18 protein-coding genes are annotated in these 18,063 nt (G+C 41.2%); 6 read left to right on the top strand and 12 right to left on the bottom strand.

Translation table 11 applies throughout. The annotated features are described in order from the left end of the window. Nucleotide 1: 1 nt before the first annotated feature. The 3 genes from GUA46_RS09800 to GUA46_RS09790 all read left to right on the top strand — a co-directional run bounded on the left by GUA46_RS09800 (nucleotide 2) and on the right by GUA46_RS09790 (nucleotide 1,565). Nucleotides 2–307 carry a 2TM domain-containing protein gene (locus tag GUA46_RS09800; RefSeq protein WP_176620337.1) on the top strand — a complete coding sequence of 102 codons (306 nt, stop codon included), beginning with the start codon at nucleotides 2–4 and terminating at the stop codon, nucleotides 305–307. 2 nt (nucleotides 308–309) lie between these two features. Continuing rightward, nucleotides 310–645, top strand: a complete 336-nt coding sequence (locus GUA46_RS09795; RefSeq protein ID WP_176620336.1) for a 2TM domain-containing protein — start codon at nucleotides 310–312, stop codon at nucleotides 643–645. A gap of 164 nt (nucleotides 646–809) precedes the next feature. Next, nucleotides 810–1,565 carry a LytR/AlgR family response regulator transcription factor gene (locus tag GUA46_RS09790; protein ID WP_176620335.1) on the top strand — a complete coding sequence of 252 codons (756 nt, stop codon included), beginning with the start codon at nucleotides 810–812 and terminating at the stop codon, nucleotides 1,563–1,565. A gap of 89 nt (nucleotides 1,566–1,654) precedes the next feature. Here GUA46_RS09790 and GUA46_RS09785 read toward each other — a convergent pair whose 3' ends face one another. Continuing rightward, entirely contained in the window at nucleotides 1,655–2,845 is a 1,191-nt protein-coding gene (locus GUA46_RS09785) for an LETM1-related biofilm-associated protein (RefSeq protein WP_176620334.1), read from the bottom strand. Nucleotides 2,846–2,999: 154 nt separating this feature from the next. Here GUA46_RS09785 and GUA46_RS09780 point away from each other — a divergent pair, with 154 nt between their 5' ends. Continuing rightward, nucleotides 3,000–4,286: a tetratricopeptide repeat protein gene (locus tag GUA46_RS09780; RefSeq protein ID WP_176620333.1), complete on the top strand. Its 1,287-nt coding sequence runs from the start codon at nucleotides 3,000–3,002 to the stop codon at nucleotides 4,284–4,286. A gap of 94 nt (nucleotides 4,287–4,380) precedes the next feature. Here GUA46_RS09780 and GUA46_RS09775 read toward each other — a convergent pair whose 3' ends face one another. After that, nucleotides 4,381–4,920, bottom strand: coding sequence for a mechanosensitive ion channel domain-containing protein (locus tag GUA46_RS09775; RefSeq protein WP_108244571.1), 540 nt, complete (start codon nucleotides 4,918–4,920; stop codon nucleotides 4,381–4,383). Between the two features lie 72 nt (nucleotides 4,921–4,992). Between GUA46_RS09775 and GUA46_RS09770 the strand changes: the two genes are divergently transcribed. Beyond that, a complete protein-coding gene (locus GUA46_RS09770) occupies nucleotides 4,993–5,973 on the top strand; it encodes a CorA family divalent cation transporter (protein WP_176620332.1) in 981 nt (326 codons plus the stop codon). 119 nt (nucleotides 5,974–6,092) lie between these two features. Next, nucleotides 6,093–6,740 (top strand): OmpW/AlkL family protein, encoded by a 648-nt coding sequence (locus tag GUA46_RS09765; RefSeq protein ID WP_176620331.1) that lies wholly within the window; start codon nucleotides 6,093–6,095, stop codon nucleotides 6,738–6,740. A gap of 68 nt (nucleotides 6,741–6,808) precedes the next feature. Here the strand turns inward: GUA46_RS09765 and GUA46_RS09760 are convergent, their stop codons facing one another. From GUA46_RS09760 to GUA46_RS09715, 10 genes are all read right to left on the bottom strand, one after another. Continuing rightward, nucleotides 6,809–7,606: an anti-sigma factor gene (locus GUA46_RS09760; protein WP_176620736.1), complete on the bottom strand. Its 798-nt coding sequence runs from the start codon at nucleotides 7,604–7,606 to the stop codon at nucleotides 6,809–6,811. 2 nt (nucleotides 7,607–7,608) lie between these two features. Then, nucleotides 7,609–8,136, bottom strand: coding sequence for an RNA polymerase sigma factor (locus tag GUA46_RS09755; RefSeq protein WP_176620330.1), 528 nt, complete (start codon nucleotides 8,134–8,136; stop codon nucleotides 7,609–7,611). Nucleotides 8,137–8,177: 41 nt separating this feature from the next. Continuing rightward, complete coding sequence (locus GUA46_RS09750) at nucleotides 8,178–8,480, bottom strand: GNAT family N-acetyltransferase (RefSeq protein ID WP_108244575.1); 303 nt, start codon at nucleotides 8,478–8,480, stop codon at nucleotides 8,178–8,180. 17 nt (nucleotides 8,481–8,497) lie between these two features. After that, the gene (locus GUA46_RS09745; RefSeq protein WP_108244576.1) at nucleotides 8,498–8,695 is read right to left on the bottom strand and encodes a (4Fe-4S)-binding protein; all 198 of its coding nucleotides are present in this window, start codon (nucleotides 8,693–8,695) and stop codon (nucleotides 8,498–8,500) included. Nucleotides 8,696–8,750: 55 nt separating this feature from the next. Next, nucleotides 8,751–9,338: a superoxide dismutase family protein gene (locus tag GUA46_RS09740; protein WP_176620329.1), complete on the bottom strand. Its 588-nt coding sequence runs from the start codon at nucleotides 9,336–9,338 to the stop codon at nucleotides 8,751–8,753. Between the two features lie 68 nt (nucleotides 9,339–9,406). Further along, nucleotides 9,407–10,105 (bottom strand): DUF2490 domain-containing protein, encoded by a 699-nt coding sequence (locus tag GUA46_RS09735; RefSeq protein WP_176620328.1) that lies wholly within the window; start codon nucleotides 10,103–10,105, stop codon nucleotides 9,407–9,409. Then, nucleotides 10,102–12,021, bottom strand: coding sequence for a S9 family peptidase (locus GUA46_RS09730; protein ID WP_176620327.1), 1,920 nt, complete (start codon nucleotides 12,019–12,021; stop codon nucleotides 10,102–10,104). The genes GUA46_RS09735 and GUA46_RS09730 overlap by 4 nt, the downstream gene beginning before the upstream one ends. A gap of 6 nt (nucleotides 12,022–12,027) precedes the next feature. After that, nucleotides 12,028–15,234, bottom strand: coding sequence for a WD40/YVTN/BNR-like repeat-containing protein (locus GUA46_RS09725; RefSeq protein WP_176620326.1), 3,207 nt, complete (start codon nucleotides 15,232–15,234; stop codon nucleotides 12,028–12,030). Between the two features lie 144 nt (nucleotides 15,235–15,378). After that, nucleotides 15,379–16,635 (bottom strand): metal-dependent hydrolase family protein, encoded by a 1,257-nt coding sequence (locus GUA46_RS09720; protein ID WP_176620325.1) that lies wholly within the window; start codon nucleotides 16,633–16,635, stop codon nucleotides 15,379–15,381. 17 nt (nucleotides 16,636–16,652) lie between these two features. Next, nucleotides 16,653–18,059: an amidohydrolase family protein gene (locus tag GUA46_RS09715; RefSeq protein WP_176620324.1), complete on the bottom strand. Its 1,407-nt coding sequence runs from the start codon at nucleotides 18,057–18,059 to the stop codon at nucleotides 16,653–16,655. Nucleotides 18,060–18,063 lie beyond the last annotated feature (4 nt).

Here is an 18,063-nt window from a genome sequence, read left to right as displayed (position 1 = left end):
CATGGAAAACATCAACAAAGAAAAGTACAACAGAGCCAAAAAGCGAGTGGATGAACTCAAGGGCTTTTATATCCATTTGGCCATTTATATGGTAATAAATGCCTTTATTTTGGTGAACCTGTACATAAGGAGCGACGACTTTTGGAGATGGGAGCATTTCTTTACTTTGATTGCCTGGGGAGTGGGAGTTCTCTTCCATGCATCAAAAACCTTTGGTTTCAACCCATTGTTGGGTAAAGACTGGGAAGAGCGCCAAATCCAAAAGTACATGGACGAGGACAAAGAAGAAATGAACAAATATAAATAGGGATGATGGTTGACAAGCATACAGTTAGGGAGAACGCCGAAAAGCGGGTCAAGGAGCTCAAAGGATACTATAGACACATTTTCATCTTTATTGTTGTTAACGGTTTCTTATACCTACTTAAGACCGGAGTATTAAACTCGTTGTTGCCAGAAACGTTTCCTAAAGAATCTTATTACTACGATTGGATCAATGCAAACATCTTGATTTGGGCCGTGATCTTGGTCGTACATACCTTGATTCTGCAAAGGCATAAATTAACGTTCTTTAAAAAATGGGAAGAACGGCAGATTCAAAAATACATGGATGAGGATAGGGGTAAGGTGGATAAATATAAATAACAATCTTGATGAGGAGTTTTGGAAATAGCGAGATTGAATATTTTAGTAGTTCCCATTGGATGCTATCCCATAGATTTTTTTAATGAGAAAAGAAGACAAAGGGTAGGATAAACCAAAAATGATAAAATAAAACGAACCATTACCAAACCACAAACCAAACCTATATGAATGTCCTGATTATTGAAGACGAAAAACCTGCAGCAAGAAGATTGTCCAGATTGCTCTCAGAATTGGAAATGGAGGTCTCAACCATGTTGCATTCCGTTGAAGAATCCATAGCATGGTTTCAGGAAAATCAACACCCCGATTTAATCTTTTTGGACATCCAACTATCCGATGGACTTTCCTTTGAAATCTTTGATGAAGTCGAGGTGAAAAGTGCTATCATTTTTACCACCGCTTATGATGAATATGCACTCCAAGCATTCAAGTTAAATAGCATTGATTATTTACTAAAACCCATAGACGAAGAAGAGCTGGAAAGTGCCGTTAAAAAGTACCGGAATTTTAAGCCGGAAAACCAAAAAATACCAATCGATTTTAACGACATAAAAAAGCTTTTGGTGAACCCCCTGGAACGCGAATTCAAGAAACGGTTTACAGCTAGGGTAGGGCAACATTTAAAAATTATTAACGCCGATGAAGTGGAGTGTTTTTATAGTGAGAACAAAGGTACTTATGCCGCTACTTCGGATGGGAGAAATTATTTATTGGACACTACCTTGGAACAGTTGGAAGAGGAGTTGGAACCACAGACATTTTTTAGGGTCAGTCGAAAATTTTACGTGAACATCAATCATATAGGTGACATCATTTCGTACACAAATTCAAGGCTCCAAATCAAATTAAAGCGCTTTGATGAGCATGAAATAATCGTGAGCAGGGAGCGAGTGAGAGACTTTAAGTTGTGGTTGGAATGAATCGGTTTAAAAAACTGATTATTAAATTTTTAATAAAATAAAAAACTTATCATAAGTTTTTCTTATAGTAAGTTTTTTAGGCTAAAAACCTACTTTTCTTCCACTCGGTTGTCGTCAAAGGCGGATGGGAGAAGTTTAGGAATCAATTTAATAAAAATAGGTAGAAGAATCGCTCCTCCAGGCAACATAAAAATGGCCAAGGAAGGAATGCTTTTAAAAATATCGAGCAATTGATTTTGTACTTTTTTCTTCTCTTCGTCACTCAAATCCTTAACCGTCGACTTGGACAAGAGCCCGACCAATTCCCTACTTTCGGTCAACTCTTTTTTTAATCTTTTGCTGTTTCTTAGAATTAATTTGCTCACGTTTTTGGACATTCCATCATAGAATTGAACGGCCAGATTTTTGTTGTCCAAGTAGGCAATTTTATCCTTGTTTTCCTCAAAGAAATTTTTGACAAATTCCAGCTCAAATTCCACCTCTTTTTTCGACTTTCCAAGGTCCTTTCCAAGACCGAAAATATAGTCTGTTTCGGAGTAGTCCAACAGCTTGTCTTCCCATATAGTCAAGCAGGCCATATCCAAGAAATAATCCTTCTCGTTTTTGGTGAATTTTTGGTTCAATAAATCGGCATATTCACCATCAAATTTTGCATTGTCCAGATCAACATAGGTCAAAGAGGATCCCAACAATTGAATTAATTTGGCATCCGATTCATGTGTTTCTTTGGAGTTGAGTGCATGGTACACAATATTAATGGTGACATACTCCAAAAGTTGTGCATGGCTCATCATGTCTTTATCGCTTCGGAGATAAATTATGAAGATGAGAATATCTACATAGAGTAACGAATTGGTCAAACTATTTCCGAGTGCCCTGCTAAAAGTATTGTCGCTTAAATAGATTCGAGAATCAATCAACTTTTCCAGTTGGGAAATTGTTTTTGAACCGCTCAATATCTTGCTCAAAAACGAAATCTTGCTCACATTCAAAGATTGATAATATTCGAATACTTTGTTTACGAAGGCCTCGAAATCGGTCTTTCCAACCTCAAATGTATAGGTGTAGTATAAAGCGGTCAGCAGATTGATCTTGGCAATCTCGTCCTCGCTCAGGGTGTGTTCCACTTCTATAAATGATGGAATGCTTAAATGGACGCCGTAAATGAAACCATTTGTTTTGAGTTCTCTGTACAAACTGTCAAAGTCTTCAAAACGGGAAGACTCTTGAGCTACTAGGTGACCAAACTTGTTGATCCAGCCAGAGGCGGAAGGGTTCATGGATATATTTTAACGCTTCAAAGTAAAACAATTTCTCTGACTTTGCTTTGGTACAGGCCGGTGTCTTCGATGAAATTTTAACATTTTAAAACCAAACCGCGTATTACGCAGTTCCGTAGGTAGGGTAGATACAAGCCCTAAAACAACAATCAAAATGAAGACAATAATACAATGTATTTGTTTGCTTCTAGCCTTAACGGTTCTGATTTCTTGCGTTCAAGAACCGGAAGTGTTCAAAACAAACAAATCGGACTATGATCACTTTTTGGTATCGGGTCCGTTAAAGACTATACCCGCTAATTTACAGTTTGAAGTAGAAGCCAATAGTGATAGCATGCAATTGCCAGATTTGTGGAACTTGACGGATGATAATATGCAAATTTTTAAGGAAACCGGTGATGTCAAATTCTTAAAAAATTCAGCGAAGACCTTAAAAAAGGCGATTGAGATGGCTACTATTGAAAAACCTGGATTTATAAGGGCTTTGTCCAATAATTACATGTTGCAGCACAGGTTCAAGGAGGCTTTGCTGTTGGCAGAAGAGGCAAGAGCTCTAGGTACCGATGTGGAGGCGACCCAGAGTTTGCTGTTTGATCTTCATATGGAATTGGGCAACTATGGGCTTGCAAACAAATACTTGGATAGCATCAAGGATGTATCAAGCTATGAGTATTTGGTCAGGTTGGCTAGGTGGAACGATTTCAAGGGTCATTCTGATTCCGCCATTAAGCTCATGGAAAAAGCGACAGAGAAGGCAGAGATTTCCCAAAATGAAGATTTGTTATTGTGTTCCTACGTCCATTTAGCGGATTATTATGGAGCTACGGGACATATAGAAAAAGCTTATAAACTATATCTCAAGGCGCTTCAAATATCGCCACAAGATGCAAATGCAAAAAAAGGAATCGCTTGGATCGTGTATTCCTACGAAAGAAATGGTATAGAGGCACTTCGGATTTTGGACTCCATTACACAAAAGAACAAATCTCCCGAATATTATTTGTTGAAAGCAGAGATCGCAGCTTTTATAGATGATGATATGTTAAGGGTTCAAGCATTGGATGATTATTATAAAATGGCAGGTAAAAACACGGATTATGGCGATATGTACAATGCACATAACGTGGATTTTTTGCTGAGTATGGATGTGGAACATCGAGCTTATGAACTGGCACAGGAAGAGGTGAGTATTAGACCTACACCCGAATCTTATGGGTGGTTGGCCTACAGTTTACTTCATTTGGGAGAAAAGGAAAAATCAATGAAGGTTATCGAAGAACACGTAATTGGTGTGACCCATGAGCCTGCTATTTTGCAACGCGCTGCCGAGATTTACAAAGCAAACGGAAAACAAGACAAGGTTAAAGCGCTAAAAGAAGAATTATTGGGGGCAACCTACGAGCTTGGCCCCATAAAGGAAGCAGAGGTTGCCAGTTTGTGAATTTCCCCCGCTAAAAGCAAGGTTGAAGACCGATAGGGTCTCGGCTTGGTTGTTGTTTTTAGGTACGCCATGGTATTTTTGCCATGGCGTTTTTTTAATCATCGGCAATAGCGTTTTGGGTCTCGCTTTCTTGCTCTTTCAAGATTTCAATACCTTTTTGTATGACCAGATTGGTAGGGATGGTAATTCGTTTGCCATCATCCGTGCGCATAAATAGATAAAATCCGCTGATGTCCTCAACTTTTCCGGTCCAGTCAAAATCCTTGTCCATCACCCTAATTCTGTCACCCAAACGTAAAGGATGGTTAAAAAAGAGGATAACACTTGCCGTAAGGTTGGAAAGGATGGACCATTGCGCTACGAAACCAACTCCCAATATGGCCAAAATAGAGGAAATAAATACTGAAAAATCTTCAAAATTAACACCCCATATCAAGGAAATGCCGATAAAGGCCAGCAGGTAGAACATCAAATTGCTCAAGTAAAAAATGATTTTTCTACTGTTCATATCAATGGAACTTGTTCTACCGAACCGCCGAATAGCCCTTTTGCTGAAAGAGTTGAGCGTAATGATAATGGTCAAAAGAATGATGGTGAACAAAATCTCGGATTTGAAGGACATAGTGTCAATCATGATGCTTCTTAGTAAATTTGATTTATATTGATAAGTCTAAACTACGAATAAACCCTTTCATATTTTTAAGCCATGAAAACAGATTTTGAAGAAAATTCGTGGGTAATCAACTACTCTCCCGAAAATTACTCTAATCACAAATTCTCATTGGAGAACGATTTATTGCTTTCAAAAGGCGACAAATCCATTACTTGGGTAAACACCTATGGTTTGGATTACATGGAAGAGTTTAGGCAAATGGTGAACGGCAATGACCTTGATGACTTTTTACTGCGTTTGCTCTTGAACCAAAAGATGGGAAACAAGGTAATAGTCCTGGAAGACCAGTTGTTCATTGCAGCCAGAATCCTTAAAACAGAACACGATACTATGGAGTCCGAGCAAATGTATTTTGTGGTCTCAAAGGATTTTAATTGGTGTATCCAAGAAAAGTGGGGGGATCATTTTGATTGGATTCGTCAGCGAATATTCGAAAACAAGGGTATCATCAGAAAAAAGCGAGCGGACTACTTATTGTTTTTTATTCTAGAGACCTTGATTACCAATTACAAAGATAAGTACGAGGAAACGGTAGTCATGGAAAATGCCTTGGATGCCATCGTAAAACGTGAACCAACCCCTGAGTTTATGTTCGAGGTAGAACAGAAAAAAGCGGTGATACAAGATTTTAAGAAAGCAGCACAAGGTCTTAGGGACATCATCATAAAGTTGGAACGAGTTCAGGTCAAAGGCTTTCAGACCAAATACTTTAGTGAACTTCGTGAACAGATAAATGGCCTTATTGCCGATATCGACTCTGATATTATGGAGCTCGAAAGCCAAATAAACCTCTTTTTCAGTGTCCAGGGCCACCGTTTGAACGAGGTAATGAAGACCCTGACCATCTTCTCAGTGGTTTTTATTCCCCTAACATTTCTGGCCGGCATTTATGGGATGAACTTCGAAAACATGCCCGAACTAAGGTCTCCCTACGGATATTTTATCCTCTTGGGCGTAATGCTTATTGTCACCATAATATCCATAGTCATTTTTAAACGGAAAAAATGGTTTTGATGAATCGGTATTTTTGATTTAGATGGCTTAGTGATTCCTCTTTTGCATCCAATGATAAACATCATATTCTTGAAAAACACAGCTCGGTAGATTTGTCTCATCATTTTAAATAATACACGATGAGAAAAAGAATACTTGTAGCGGTTATCGCTGTAATGGGACTGACAAACTTGGCAATGGCACAGGATGCCCCAGCGGACAATAGTGGAAAATGGCAATTTAGATTAAGGGGAATCGTGGTTGCCCCGGATGAAAGCGCGGATATTGAAGCTATTGGCGGGAATGTTGATATTTCCACCTCAATTGTCCCTGAATTTGACATTACCTACTTCTTTGATGATAATTGGTCCATGGAATTGATTCTAGGAACTACGAAACATGATGTAAAGGCAGTAGAGACCGCCGTGGGAGAAATCGATTTGGGACATGTTTGGTTGTTGCCCCCAACACTTACTGGTCAATACCATTTTACTGGCGGTAATTTGGTTCCCTATGTTGGGGCAGGGGTGAACCTTACTTTATTCTACGGTGTTGATGAAGGACCAACGGTTGATGATATCGACTATGATACGGCTGTTGGCTTTGCTCTTCAAGGTGGGTTTGATTATATGTTGAACGATAAATGGTTCCTGAACTTTGACGTAAAAAAAATGTTCTTGAATACCACCGCGACCGTGGATGCTACCACTGCTTTAGGAGCAACAGTAGGCGCAGACGTAGATATAAACCCATGGATTTTTGGATTCGGAGTGGGTATTAAACTTTAATATTTGATTGTTTTTTTAGGTAATCTAAGTTTTGAAGGTGGTTGGTTTGGCCGGCCACCTTCTTTTTCTTAGGAGCCTACGGCACCAAGGGTATACAATTGCTCCAATGTTGGTGTTTCGCTACCGCCTTCGGGTTCCAAAGTAATACCAAACGCTTCCGATTCATTCGCGTTTTCCAATGTAAATAGCTTCGTGTCCACCGATGCAAAATCATCCAACAATCCAATGCTGGTGGGGGTCAATGGGTCCAATTTTAGGGACCATACCTGATAAGTGAAGCCTTCCGGAGGTTCGGGAAGTCCCTTGGCATCAATAATCACTTTGCTTTCTTCTTTGTTCCAATAGGCTTTTGCATAAGAAGAAGGTGAGACCGTTTGTCCACCAAGTGCAATCACTGTAACGTTTTGGTCTCTTATATCTTCAAGGAGCGACTCTTTATAAGTAATTTCCTCTTGGGTATCCGATAGTATATCCTCCAAACTTTGTTTCTCTTTGTTGGTAAGCTCTATTTCGGATTGTAGCTTGGAATTCTCCGTATACATCCAGAACAATCCGACTGCCAATAGCACCGATGCTGCCCATCCCAAATAACTGCCCCAAGAGGTTCCTTTGCTGGAGGTACCTTCAGGTGTAAATGGAATAACATCATCTATCCGCGCTTTTATCTTGGTAAAACCATCCGAAGGCATCTTCGGTGACGCTGCTTCGGTAACTGCAAGAATAGCTTGCTCTATAGCCTCTATCTCATTCCTTATTTCAGGATATTGAATAGCATAATGTTGCACCTCCAAGTTTTCCTCTGTGGACAATGCTCCTGCAACATATAGTTCCAATTTTCCAGACGCTATGTATTCTTTCACATCCATGCTCATGCCATATTTTTTCTAATATTCGAAATACAGCTTCTTATTCTCGTTTTGATGGTGCCGACCGGTGTATCCAGTTCTTTGGCAGCTTCTTTTTGTGTATAGCCTTTAAAATAAAGCATATCAATTAGCAAAATGCACTTTTCCTTTAATCCTTTTAATAAAGACTGAAGCCCAATAGTGTCCATTCTACCATTAAGATCTTCGCCGTTTTCATAGATACCTACGAGAGAATCTACGGGGAGGTTCTTTTTTTGATTTTTATGGGTTTTTGAGCGCACTTCGTCGATTGCGGCGTTACGGGCTATGTTCAAAATCCATGTAAAAAAACGGCCTTTGGAAGTGTCGTACTGGTCCGATTTTTCCCAGATTTTCACGAATACATCTTGACAGATTTCTTGGGAACGCTCCGTATCCTTCACAATTACATTGATTACCCCACATATATTTTCAGCGTACATATTGTACAGGGTTTCAAAGGCAGCACTGTCCTTTTTCTGAAATTTTTCTATGAGGTTGTCCAATTGCATAACCGGTTGGTTAAAGATATAAAAAGTTGGCTGTGTTTTTACTATTCAATATTGATTCCCTTAAGCACCAATGTTTTCCATTCGGGATGTTCTTTCAGATATTTGGCAACAAAGGGACACAACGGTATGAGTGTCCAATCTTCCTTTTTGATATGTTCCAGACTTTGTTTGATAAGTTCAGAGCCTATGCCTTGGCCTTCGTGACCTGGGGGGACTTCGGTATGGGTAAGGTATATTTTTTCTTTGGCTTTGATATATTCAATTTTTGCTATATCGCCATTATCCAGTTCAAACTGGAACCTTTTGGCGGATTCGTTATCTACAAGTTGATATTGCTTTTCCACAAAATTTTAGTGATTGGTTATCGGTAGCTTAATGCGCCCGATGGACATTTTGAGATTTGTTCTTTCAATTGCTCGGCGGTCGCGTTTTCAGCTTTTATCCAAGGTTTTTCTTTGGGGTTATAGACCTTTGGTAACATTTTCACGCAAATTCCGGCATGTTGGCAAAGTTCGGGTTTCCATATCACGGCTATTTCCCCGTTAGAATATTCTTTCATAGCACAACAAATTGAAATAAAAAAAGAGCTGCCCGAAAGCAGCTCTGAATTGTTTTTACTGAATGATACCTGTACAAGCGATTCTTGCACCGGCAGCTCCGGATGGTTGGGAGGTGTAATCATCCACTCCTTGGTGAACGATTACTGCTTTGCCCAAAATGTTTTTCTTTTCGTCATCGCAACCAATGCACCATTCGTCCGTAGAAAAATCTACTGTAGCATTTCCATCTGCATCAGCGGTAAAGTTACCGATGTCACCTTTGTGATAACCATCTTCAGCTCCCCATTTACCATGTTTTTCAAAAGTTGGGTTCCAGTGTCCTCCTGTTGATTTTCCATCTGCGGAAGAACAATCTGCTTTTTCGTGAAGGTGGATGGCATGTTCGCCTTCATCAAGCCCTGTAAAGGTAGCTTTCATAACAACATTGCCATTGTCTTGGGTAAAAACAACCTCACCGTTCACATTACTGTCGCTTTTAGGTTCCATGCTAAATGTAATGGATTCGGGTTCAGTAGTTTCAGCCATTTGGTCCACGGTTTCTTCAACTTCCTCAGTTGCTTCTTCTGTCTCTTTTTTAGCTTGTTTGCAGCTAAAAGCCATTATAAATACTAGCGCTAAGGCTATTGCTTGTATACTTTTCATTAAAATGAGTTTTTAGATTAACCACTAAGTTAGGTATTATTTATGCCGCTGTCAACCATTCCCGTGCTCTATTGATCAGTTTTTTTGCCCTTAAACAATCCTCTTAAATCTGGATTGTAAAAAACGGCCAACTGTAACCTGTCATAAACAGCATTGGCAAACTGATTTCTCAAGTAACCTAACTGTACACTGGTGTTTTCGGTAACATTCACACCAACAGCACCATACAGCCTGTTTTGACCAAATAGGTCATCCTGTAGATTGATGAACAGTTCATCATAAAAATTGAGAAAAAAGGTGTTGGTAAGCGGTAAAGTCATTTGAATACGATAGCGCGCCCGATGTTGTGTATCGGTTGTTTCTCCGAAATCCAAAAACCGTTGTTCTAAACGGTAGCGATGTTCGAACAGAAACTCCCAAACCTTGTTTTTTAGAATAAATTGTTCAAAAATCCGATGCTCCTTGGAATTGACCTCGCCTTCAAACTCATAAAAATTATTATCGGTATCAATAAACGCATAACCTCCTGTTGCAATAGCATTTGAATCGATATGGTAATTAAGTCCCGTTCTCAACAACATTTGATTGAAGTTGCTAGCGGTCTCGTAAAACCTGAACTGAGCCTCCGTATGAATGCTGAATCGTTCCGAAATTTTGTTGCTACCGAAGTACATGTACCAAGCTCCCATTTCATCTTCGCCCGGTTGTTGTGCATGTATGGTTAATATTCCAAGTAGTGTAAATAGGCCTGTTAGTCTTTTGATCATTTATCTTCTTCTTTTATCGGCGTGCTTTTATCTTCTTTTAAGTACTCGTCCAAAAATTCCAAAATTTTACTGTATGCCGTAATTTGATTTTCTTTTTTCACGAATCCGTGACCTTCATCCTCAAACAGGACATACTCTACGGGCACACCATTTTTGCGGACTCCGGCAACAATTTCGTCCGACTCTGCCTGAAGCACCCTTGGGTCTTGCGAGCCTTGAAGGACAATCAAAGGTTTGGTGACTTTGTCGGTATGGAACAGTGGGGAAATCTCCTTTAGGCGAACGGAATCTGCGCTGTAAGGATCGCCCAACTCCTTGTAAAGAGCATCTTTAAAGGATTCCCACCATGGCGGGATGCTTTTAAGGGTTCTCATCCAATTGGTTACTCCAAAGAGATTGACCCCTACATCAAATTCTTCAGGGGTGTAGGTCAAAGCGGCCATGGTCATGTATCCGCCGTAGGATCCTCCAATAATTCCTATTTTCTCCCCATCTATCTCAGGTTGTTGGGCCAGCCAGTTTTTACCTTCTACGCAATCTTTAAGATCTTTATCGCCATGGTTCAAATCGTCCATTTGGTAAAAAGTTTTACCATAGCCGCTACTTCCTCGGTTGTTCACCGCCAAAACCGCATAACCATGGTTTACCAAATATTGAATAAAGGAGCTAAAGTTTTGACGTGATTGCCCGCCCGGACCACCGTGTACCCATACCAAAGCAGGAACGGGGTTTTCCTTGGTCGCTTGATGTGGCGTATAGTAAATGGCCGGGATTTCCACGCCATCAAAGGATTTATACCGGATAACTTCAGCCTTTACCAAGTCTTGGCCTTGGATTTCAGGATTTAGAACGTCCGTCAACTTTTTTTGTTCTTTGGTCTCAAGGTTATAAACGAAAAGATTAGATGGTGTGTGGGAGCCACCGGCATAAAAACGCATCATGCTTTCGTCATCAGAAAAACTTACGTTGGTGATTTCCATGTTTTCGATAGTGGGCAAATCAATGTTTTCGCCTGTTGCAACTTCCATAACCTCTATAGTGTTTTTGGCGTCTTCATTGATATATGTGACTTGATAGGTGCCATTATCCGTGAAATAGCTGCCCAAAATATCCCAGTCCCGTTCCAACGTCTTCTTGTAGGACGCGTCTGCCAATGTGTATTTCATCAAATATGAAAACTCGCTGCCATCATCGGTGGTGTAATAGAATGCAGAACCATCGGGTGAGAAATCCTGAGAAGAGTTTCCGCTTTGGTTTTTGTTGATTTTGATAAGTTCCTTCGACTCTAAATTATGAAGGAACAGGTCGCTATCGTTCGTATTGATGGATTTGCTCAAAGCAACATATTTTTCATCGGGCGAAACCACACCAACATCATAACCGTCATCATTTTGATAAACCAGTTCTGAAGTTAAACTTTCCAAATCCATTTTGTACAGGTCCATAAAACGTTTATCCCGTTTATTGGAGCCATAAAAGAATGCGCTTTTATCCTCGGACCATTGGTAGAAAAGGGAGCGTGCCCCTTCTTCTGGAGTAAGGTCCTTGTGGCTTCCATCTGTATCTCGTACAAAAATGTGATAGATCTCATCCCCATTGTTATCCATTCGGAACAACATCCGCTCATCTTTGGGGAAATAGGAAATAGAAAATACGGAGGAGCTATCCGACTGGGTAATCGGCGTCATTTCACCGCCCGCAGTGGGAATGGTGTACATATTGTAAATACCCGAACGATTGCTGGATACCAACAGTTTGGATTTGTCAGGTGAAAAACTTCCTCCCGCAACAGACTCATTATCCATCATTTGACCAATGGTGTAGGTCTTCATGGTTTCAGCTATGGTAGGCTCTTTTTTTTCTTCTTTACATGCCCAGATGCTGGTAACCAAGGCAATGGCCAATATTTTTTTCATTGTTCACTATTTAAGTTCAAAACTTTCGGTCTCCTTAAATGGAGATAGGTCCAATGATTCAATGGAGGTTCTGTACGATTTCCATTTATCATTAAAGAACGCATTGGTACTGTCCAACGCAGTCTTTAGTTCTTCTTCTGCAAAACGAATCATTCTTCGCTCGGTTTCGGTGATTCCAGATTTTCTTGTATTTACATAGTAAGATGCATTGCCCAATCTGGACATTACGTTAGGCTCCGGGTCATCGGTGATGCCTTGGCGTTTGTCATCTTTACCTAAATAAAGAGCAATAACAGAATCGATTTGCTTTGCTATTTCTTCGGAAGCCTTTATCTGCTCCTTAAACTTGACTTTGTCAAGGTCTTTAAGTTCCTTTTTGAACTTATTTGCCAAATCTTTGCTCTCTACCAATTGCTTTACTGCATCGGCGGCAGTCTGCGTGTAGGCTTCCAGTTTTTTACTGGTTTCGTACACTTCATTGATGGAAGCTAGATCAACGTTCAACCTTGGGTCTGTCTTGACCGTAACGGAAGTTGAATCGGATGCTTCACCATAAACTACTTTTACTTTGTAAGTTCCCGGTTTTACTTCAACGCCACCTCGCTCTCTATTGTTTTTGCTGATGGTTCTTGAAGGTCTATCTGGGCCTTTTTCATCCAAGTTCCAATAAACTCTATGGAAACCGGCCTTTTCAGGAGTTTTGTATTTCAATGTACGGATAAGTCTGTCACCATCGTAGAATTCAAAAAAGATGGAATCCTTTGTTTTTTCCTTGGGTTTTTCATCCTCAGTCTTATCATCTTCTCCGCTTTCTTCTTTTTTATCTTCCTTGGATTTATCTGCGCTTTCCTTTAAGTAGTAAGTGATCATTGCTCCAGATTCCCTATTCTCACCACTATAAATCGCATCTCCCCCAAATCTTCCACCTGTGGGCTGTTGGTAGGCGGCCAAGTAGGCATCAGGACTATCAAAAAGACTGATTTCCTTCTCCAAAACAGAAGTGTTGCCAGCCAGCTTCCTCAACGGACGAATGTCATCCACAACCCATGCTGCTCTACCAAAGGTTCCGATGACCAAATCCTGCTCCCTTGGGTGAATCGCCAAGTCCTTTGTGGAAACTGTTGGGAAATCTTTGTTCCATTTTTTCCAATTGTTACCCGCGTCCAAAGAAAGGTAGAGTCCGTCGTCCGTACCTAAAAACATCAAATTTGGGTTTTTCGGGTCTTCTATTATAGATAGTGTATAGCTTTCCACATCGTTTTCATCTACAATACGAGTCCACGTTTTACCATAATCTTTGGTGCGGTAAGCATAGGGCGCATAGTTAAATCGTCTGTAATCGTTAGCAATCAAGAGAGCTTCTCCCTTATTGTTCTGTGATGCTTTTATCTGTGGAATCCAACTTCCTGTGGGTAATCCTTTAATGTTTTTGGTAACATCGACCCAGGTCTCACCTGCATTTTGGGTGTAGTGTACGCGACCGTCATCGGTGCCTACCCACAGCATATTTTCTTCAACAGGTGATGGTTCTATCACAATAATGGTACAATGGTTTTCTGCTCCTGTTGCATCCATTGTCAGCCCACCGCTTTCGCTTTGCTTTTGCTTTTCCTTGTCGTTTGTTGTCAGGTCGGGGGAAATTACTTCCCAAGTCAAACCTTTGTCCGTTGATTTGTGCACGAACTGACTTCCAAAATACACCGTGCTATTATCGAATGGGTCTTGACCAATGGCAGCGTTCCAGTTAAATCGAAGTTGGGTCTCAGCATCCGGAGGAGTAGGGCGGACGATATAGCCATCGCCTGTCTTCCAATCGTATCGGCTCACATATCCTTGCTGGCTCATCGCATAACCATATTGACTATCATCCCTATCTGGAACTACGTCGAAACCGTCACCAAAGGCGATTTCCTGCCAATAGCTATTTCGGATACCCTGTGCCTTCCAAATATAGGCTGGCCCTCTCCATGAGCCGTTGTCCTGCATACCTCCATATACATTGTACGGGTACTCGTTGTCCGTACTGATGTGATAGAACTGTGCCACGGGCAAATTACCTATAAAACGCCATGTTTTACCTCCATTTTTAGTGATATTGAGGCCTCCGTCGTTTCCATCTAACATAAATTCACCGTTTTCAGGATGAATCCACCAGGCATGGTGGTCCGGATGCACCCCATTGTCGACCCCATAGGATGGCATTAACTGAGTAAAGTTTTTTCCTCCATCTTCGGAAACATTGATGTATGTGAAAACTGAATATACTCGATTTTCGTTTTGCGGATCTACGTAAATTTCGGAGTAGTAAAATGGACGGTTTCCGATATCGCTCTTATCATTGATTTTCTCCCATTTATAACCACCATCGGTAGATTTGTACAGTGCATTTTTCTTGGCCTCTACCAGTGCATAGATGATATTTGGTTTGTTGCGGGCTATGGCCACTCCAATTCTCCCTAAATCGCCTTTTGGAAGACCGTCTTCCGCGGTGATTTTTTTCCAGGTTTTACCACCATCATGAGTGATGTGCAACCCACTGCCTTCACCCCCAGAGTTAAAGAACCAAGGTTCTCTTTTGTGTTCCCACATGGCGGCAATTAATTTGTTAGGGTTTTTTGGGTCCATCACCAAATCGGCAATTCCTGTTTTATTGTTCACGAACAATACCTTTTCCCATGTTTCTCCACCGTCGGTAGTTTTAAAAACACCTCGTTCGGGATGTTCCCCCCACGGTGAACCTATGGCACCTACATACACTACATCTGGGTCGGTTGGGTCGATGATTACCCTATGGATGTGCCTTGTTTTTTCCAATCCCATGGATTTCCATGTTTTTCCGCCATCCAAAGATTTGTAAACACCGTAACCTCCATTTAAACTGTTCCTAGGGTTGCCTTCACCTGTTCCGACCCATATTACGGATGGATTGGATTGTTGAATGGCCACAGCTCCAATAGAGGCGGTGACCTCATTGTCGAAAACAGGTTCCCATTTGATGCCTCCGGAAGTAGATTTCCATAAACCACCTGAAGCGGTTCCCACAAACATTACGTCGGGGTTTGAGTGCACAACGTCAATTGATGTAACACGTCCGCTCATGCCGGCCGGACCGATGTTCCGGGGTTTTAGGTCTTGGAGTAGTTCTACGTTGAAATCTTGGGCTGTAATGCTGGCTGTAATCAACAATACGAAGTAGAGGATTAATTTTTTCATTAGTTGGATTATTGTTTTGAGTTTAGTTTAGACCTTTAAAAATCGTACCTAGGCGAGGTATTTTTAAGGTTGTTTAAATATACCAAAAACCTTCACCTCCTTTCTTAAAGGAATGTTAATGAGTCATTGTGGGGTGGAGAAGATTTAATGGTCCTTATACACAGTGCCATCCTTCATTACATAAGTTACATTCTTCATTAGGGAGATGTCCTCGATAGGATTTCCCTCAACAGCAATTATGTCCGCTAAGTATCCTTTTCGAATCATTCCCAATTTATCAAAATGAAGAATTTTTGCATTTACAGCTGTTGCAGCTTGTAAAGCTTTAATGGGCTCCATGCCATAGGCGACCATCAGTTCCAGCTCGCGATAGTTTTCTCCATGCGGAAACACACCCACATCGCCTCCAAAAACAATTTCGACCCCCGATTCCAAAGCTAGTTGAAAGGATTTTTTCTTTTTTGCCACTCGTTCTGGGTCTGGCTCGACCCTTTTTTTCCATCCTTGGTACTGGGATATGGCATCTCCTGCAGCGAGGGTAGGGCACAGGGCAACGCCTTTTTCCTTCATTAATGCAAAAATCTCTGCTGTGCCCCCATCACCATGTTCGATGGTTTCGACCCCGCCCAGGATGGCTCGCCGCATTCCTTCGGGAGTACTTGCATGAGCTACGACATATCTTCCGGCTGTAGTGGCTGTCTCAACCATAGCATTGATTTCTTCCTGTAAAAAAGTGGGTTGTGAGGGCTCGTCTTTGCCCCAGCGGTAGTCAGCATAAATTTTTATAAGATTGGCTCCTTGACCTAGTTGCGTCCTGACCTCCGAGATAACATTGTCCCTTCCACTTACAGGAACCGCGCCCAAAGGGACTTTGACCCCGTCGTGAAAACCCTTTGGTCCATAGGCCCCAGTGGCTACGATGGCTGGACCTGCCATTAGGGTACGAGGACCTGGAATTATACCCTTATCAATGGTTCTTTTAAGGTAGATATCCGTGTAACCGGCTCCTTCCGAACCTAGGTCACGCATGGAGGTAACGCCTGCCATCAACGATTTTTTTGCATGAACAACTCCTCGGACAGCCCGTTCTGTTGGAGATTCCACCAAAACTTGGTCGTTCCATTCCGTTTCGTTGTAGGGGTGCAACAATAAATGGGAATGCCCTTCAATGATACCGGGCATAAGCGTCATGCCCTTTAGTTCTTTTTTTGTGTAGTTATTTACTCTTTTCAAACCGCTCAAAGGACCGGCGTAGGTGATACGATTTTCGTCTACCGCAACTACCCAATCACTATGAAGCTGAACACCATCAAAAACCTGGCTGGGAACCAGAAGGGTCTGTGATTTTAGATTGTTCAGGAATAAAATCAGAATTACCGTAAATAACTGTTTTGATTGCATCCGGGTTTGTTTTGATATTAATCGATTATGGAATTCTTCAATAATTCTTGTAAATCTCTTTTAGAAAACACTTGGCTCCCCTTGATTACAGTGTAAATCTTCCGTGTATTTTCAATGTTTTCCAGAGGATTGGCGTCTAAAATCACTAAATCCGAAACTTTTCCTTTGGAAATACTTCCGTAATCTTCCGTTTGGTCCAGAAATATGGACCCATTCACGGTGGAGGTTCGTAGCGCATCGAGTGGAGAGATACCTTTTGCCACCATGGCCTGTAATTCCTTGTGTAACGAAATTCCCGGATACGCGTAGGAGTTGAACGCTCCACTGTCCGAACCGGCCAAAAGTTGAACCCCCGCAGAATCGAGGTCTTTTACCAACTCACCAAAAAAAGTATCCAATTCTTTTCTGTTTTTTCTCGCTTCTTCGGATGAATTTAAGAATGATTGTATTCTACCTTGGTAGGTTTGAATAATCCCATCTCCCATGTATTGAAGGTATTCATCGTTGGTGTGGTCAACTTCGTCCAAGTAGCTTAGCGTATTGCCAATATGCAGAGTGGGAACCACAAACACATCATTTTCTTTTAGCTTATTGAACGTTGCTTGTGCCGTGCTATCCGAATAACCTTCCATAAGAGCGGGCATTGCTCCCCAGAATCCGATAATACCATTTTGTAATTTTTCGGTGACTTCAATTTCGTTGCTGGCGCAGCCCTTCATAATATAGTAGAGGTGTTCGATACCATCCATCCCTGCATCGATGGTCTCATCCAGCGTAACGGTGAACGGCATGTGCCCAGAAACCGTAAAACCTCTCTTTTTTGCCTCTTCTATTGATTTTAGATAATTATCATGTGAAATTCTACTATCATAGATTTTTACAAAATCTACGTTTAAGGATTCCAGAGAATCCAATGCGTGGACAACATCTTCTTCGGTTTCTACTTCCAACGAACCGGCCCAACTACCATTAGGCCCATCTATTTTTGGCCCAGAGGTAAAAATGGTTGGCCCCACTAGTTTTTCAGAGGTAATTTGGCTTTTCCAGTCCATTACGGAATGGGTAAGGTCGCCCCCGGCATCCCGCACCGAGGTAATACCATTGGCAATAAATAACTTCAGGAAGTTTTTGTTGTTTTTAATCAACGAATCACCACCGCGCAGGTGTATATGGTTATCCCAAAACCCGGGCAAAATATATTTTCCAGAAGCATCAATAGTGGAGTCGGCCTTAAAATTGCTTGTACCTTCGGTTTCAATGGCCTCGATTTTACCATTGGACACCAAAATATGTTGAGTTTCAATTTTTCCAGTTTCCAGATGGATGACCTGTGCATTGGTAATTGCGAGATCGTAATGGTTGATAGTTTCCTTCTTACAACTAACGATGACGAGAAGGAGGGAGAACAAAAGTGGTCTGATCATTTTG

It is taken from the genome of Flagellimonas chongwuensis (assembly GCF_013376415.1).
Taxonomy (GTDB): domain Bacteria; phylum Bacteroidota; class Bacteroidia; order Flavobacteriales; family Flavobacteriaceae; genus Flagellimonas; species Flagellimonas chongwuensis.
This window is presented reverse-complemented; position numbering and strand designations above follow the sequence as displayed.

Coding starts and splice junctions, on each gene's coding strand:
- GUA46_RS09720 (WP_176620325.1), bottom strand. CDS start 16,635: ATGCAATCAAAACAGTTATTTACGGTAATTCTGATTTTATTCCTGAAC.
- GUA46_RS09745 (WP_108244576.1), bottom strand. CDS start 8,695: ATGAAAGAATATTCTAACGGGGAAATAGCCGTGATATGGAAACCCGAA.
- GUA46_RS09795 (WP_176620336.1), top strand. CDS start 310: ATGATGGTTGACAAGCATACAGTTAGGGAGAACGCCGAAAAGCGGGTC.
- GUA46_RS09725 (WP_176620326.1), bottom strand. CDS start 15,234: ATGAAAAAATTAATCCTCTACTTCGTATTGTTGATTACAGCCAGCATT.
- GUA46_RS09740 (WP_176620329.1), bottom strand. CDS start 9,338: ATGAAAAGTATACAAGCAATAGCCTTAGCGCTAGTATTTATAATGGCT.
- GUA46_RS09760 (WP_176620736.1), bottom strand. CDS start 7,606: ATGGATGTGAAAGAATACATAGCGTCTGGAAAATTGGAACTATATGTT.
- GUA46_RS09755 (WP_176620330.1), bottom strand. CDS start 8,136: ATGCAATTGGACAACCTCATAGAAAAATTTCAGAAAAAGGACAGTGCT.
- GUA46_RS09730 (WP_176620327.1), bottom strand. CDS start 12,021: ATGAAAAAAATATTGGCCATTGCCTTGGTTACCAGCATCTGGGCATGT.
- GUA46_RS09775 (WP_108244571.1), bottom strand. CDS start 4,920: ATGATTGACACTATGTCCTTCAAATCCGAGATTTTGTTCACCATCATT.
- GUA46_RS09785 (WP_176620334.1), bottom strand. CDS start 2,845: ATGAACCCTTCCGCCTCTGGCTGGATCAACAAGTTTGGTCACCTAGTA.
- GUA46_RS09780 (WP_176620333.1), top strand. CDS start 3,000: ATGAAGACAATAATACAATGTATTTGTTTGCTTCTAGCCTTAACGGTT.
- GUA46_RS09770 (WP_176620332.1), top strand. CDS start 4,993: ATGAAAACAGATTTTGAAGAAAATTCGTGGGTAATCAACTACTCTCCC.
- GUA46_RS09715 (WP_176620324.1), bottom strand. CDS start 18,059: ATGATCAGACCACTTTTGTTCTCCCTCCTTCTCGTCATCGTTAGTTGT.
- GUA46_RS09800 (WP_176620337.1), top strand. CDS start 2: ATGGAAAACATCAACAAAGAAAAGTACAACAGAGCCAAAAAGCGAGTG.
- GUA46_RS09790 (WP_176620335.1), top strand. CDS start 810: ATGAATGTCCTGATTATTGAAGACGAAAAACCTGCAGCAAGAAGATTG.
- GUA46_RS09765 (WP_176620331.1), top strand. CDS start 6,093: ATGAGAAAAAGAATACTTGTAGCGGTTATCGCTGTAATGGGACTGACA.
- GUA46_RS09735 (WP_176620328.1), bottom strand. CDS start 10,105: ATGATCAAAAGACTAACAGGCCTATTTACACTACTTGGAATATTAACC.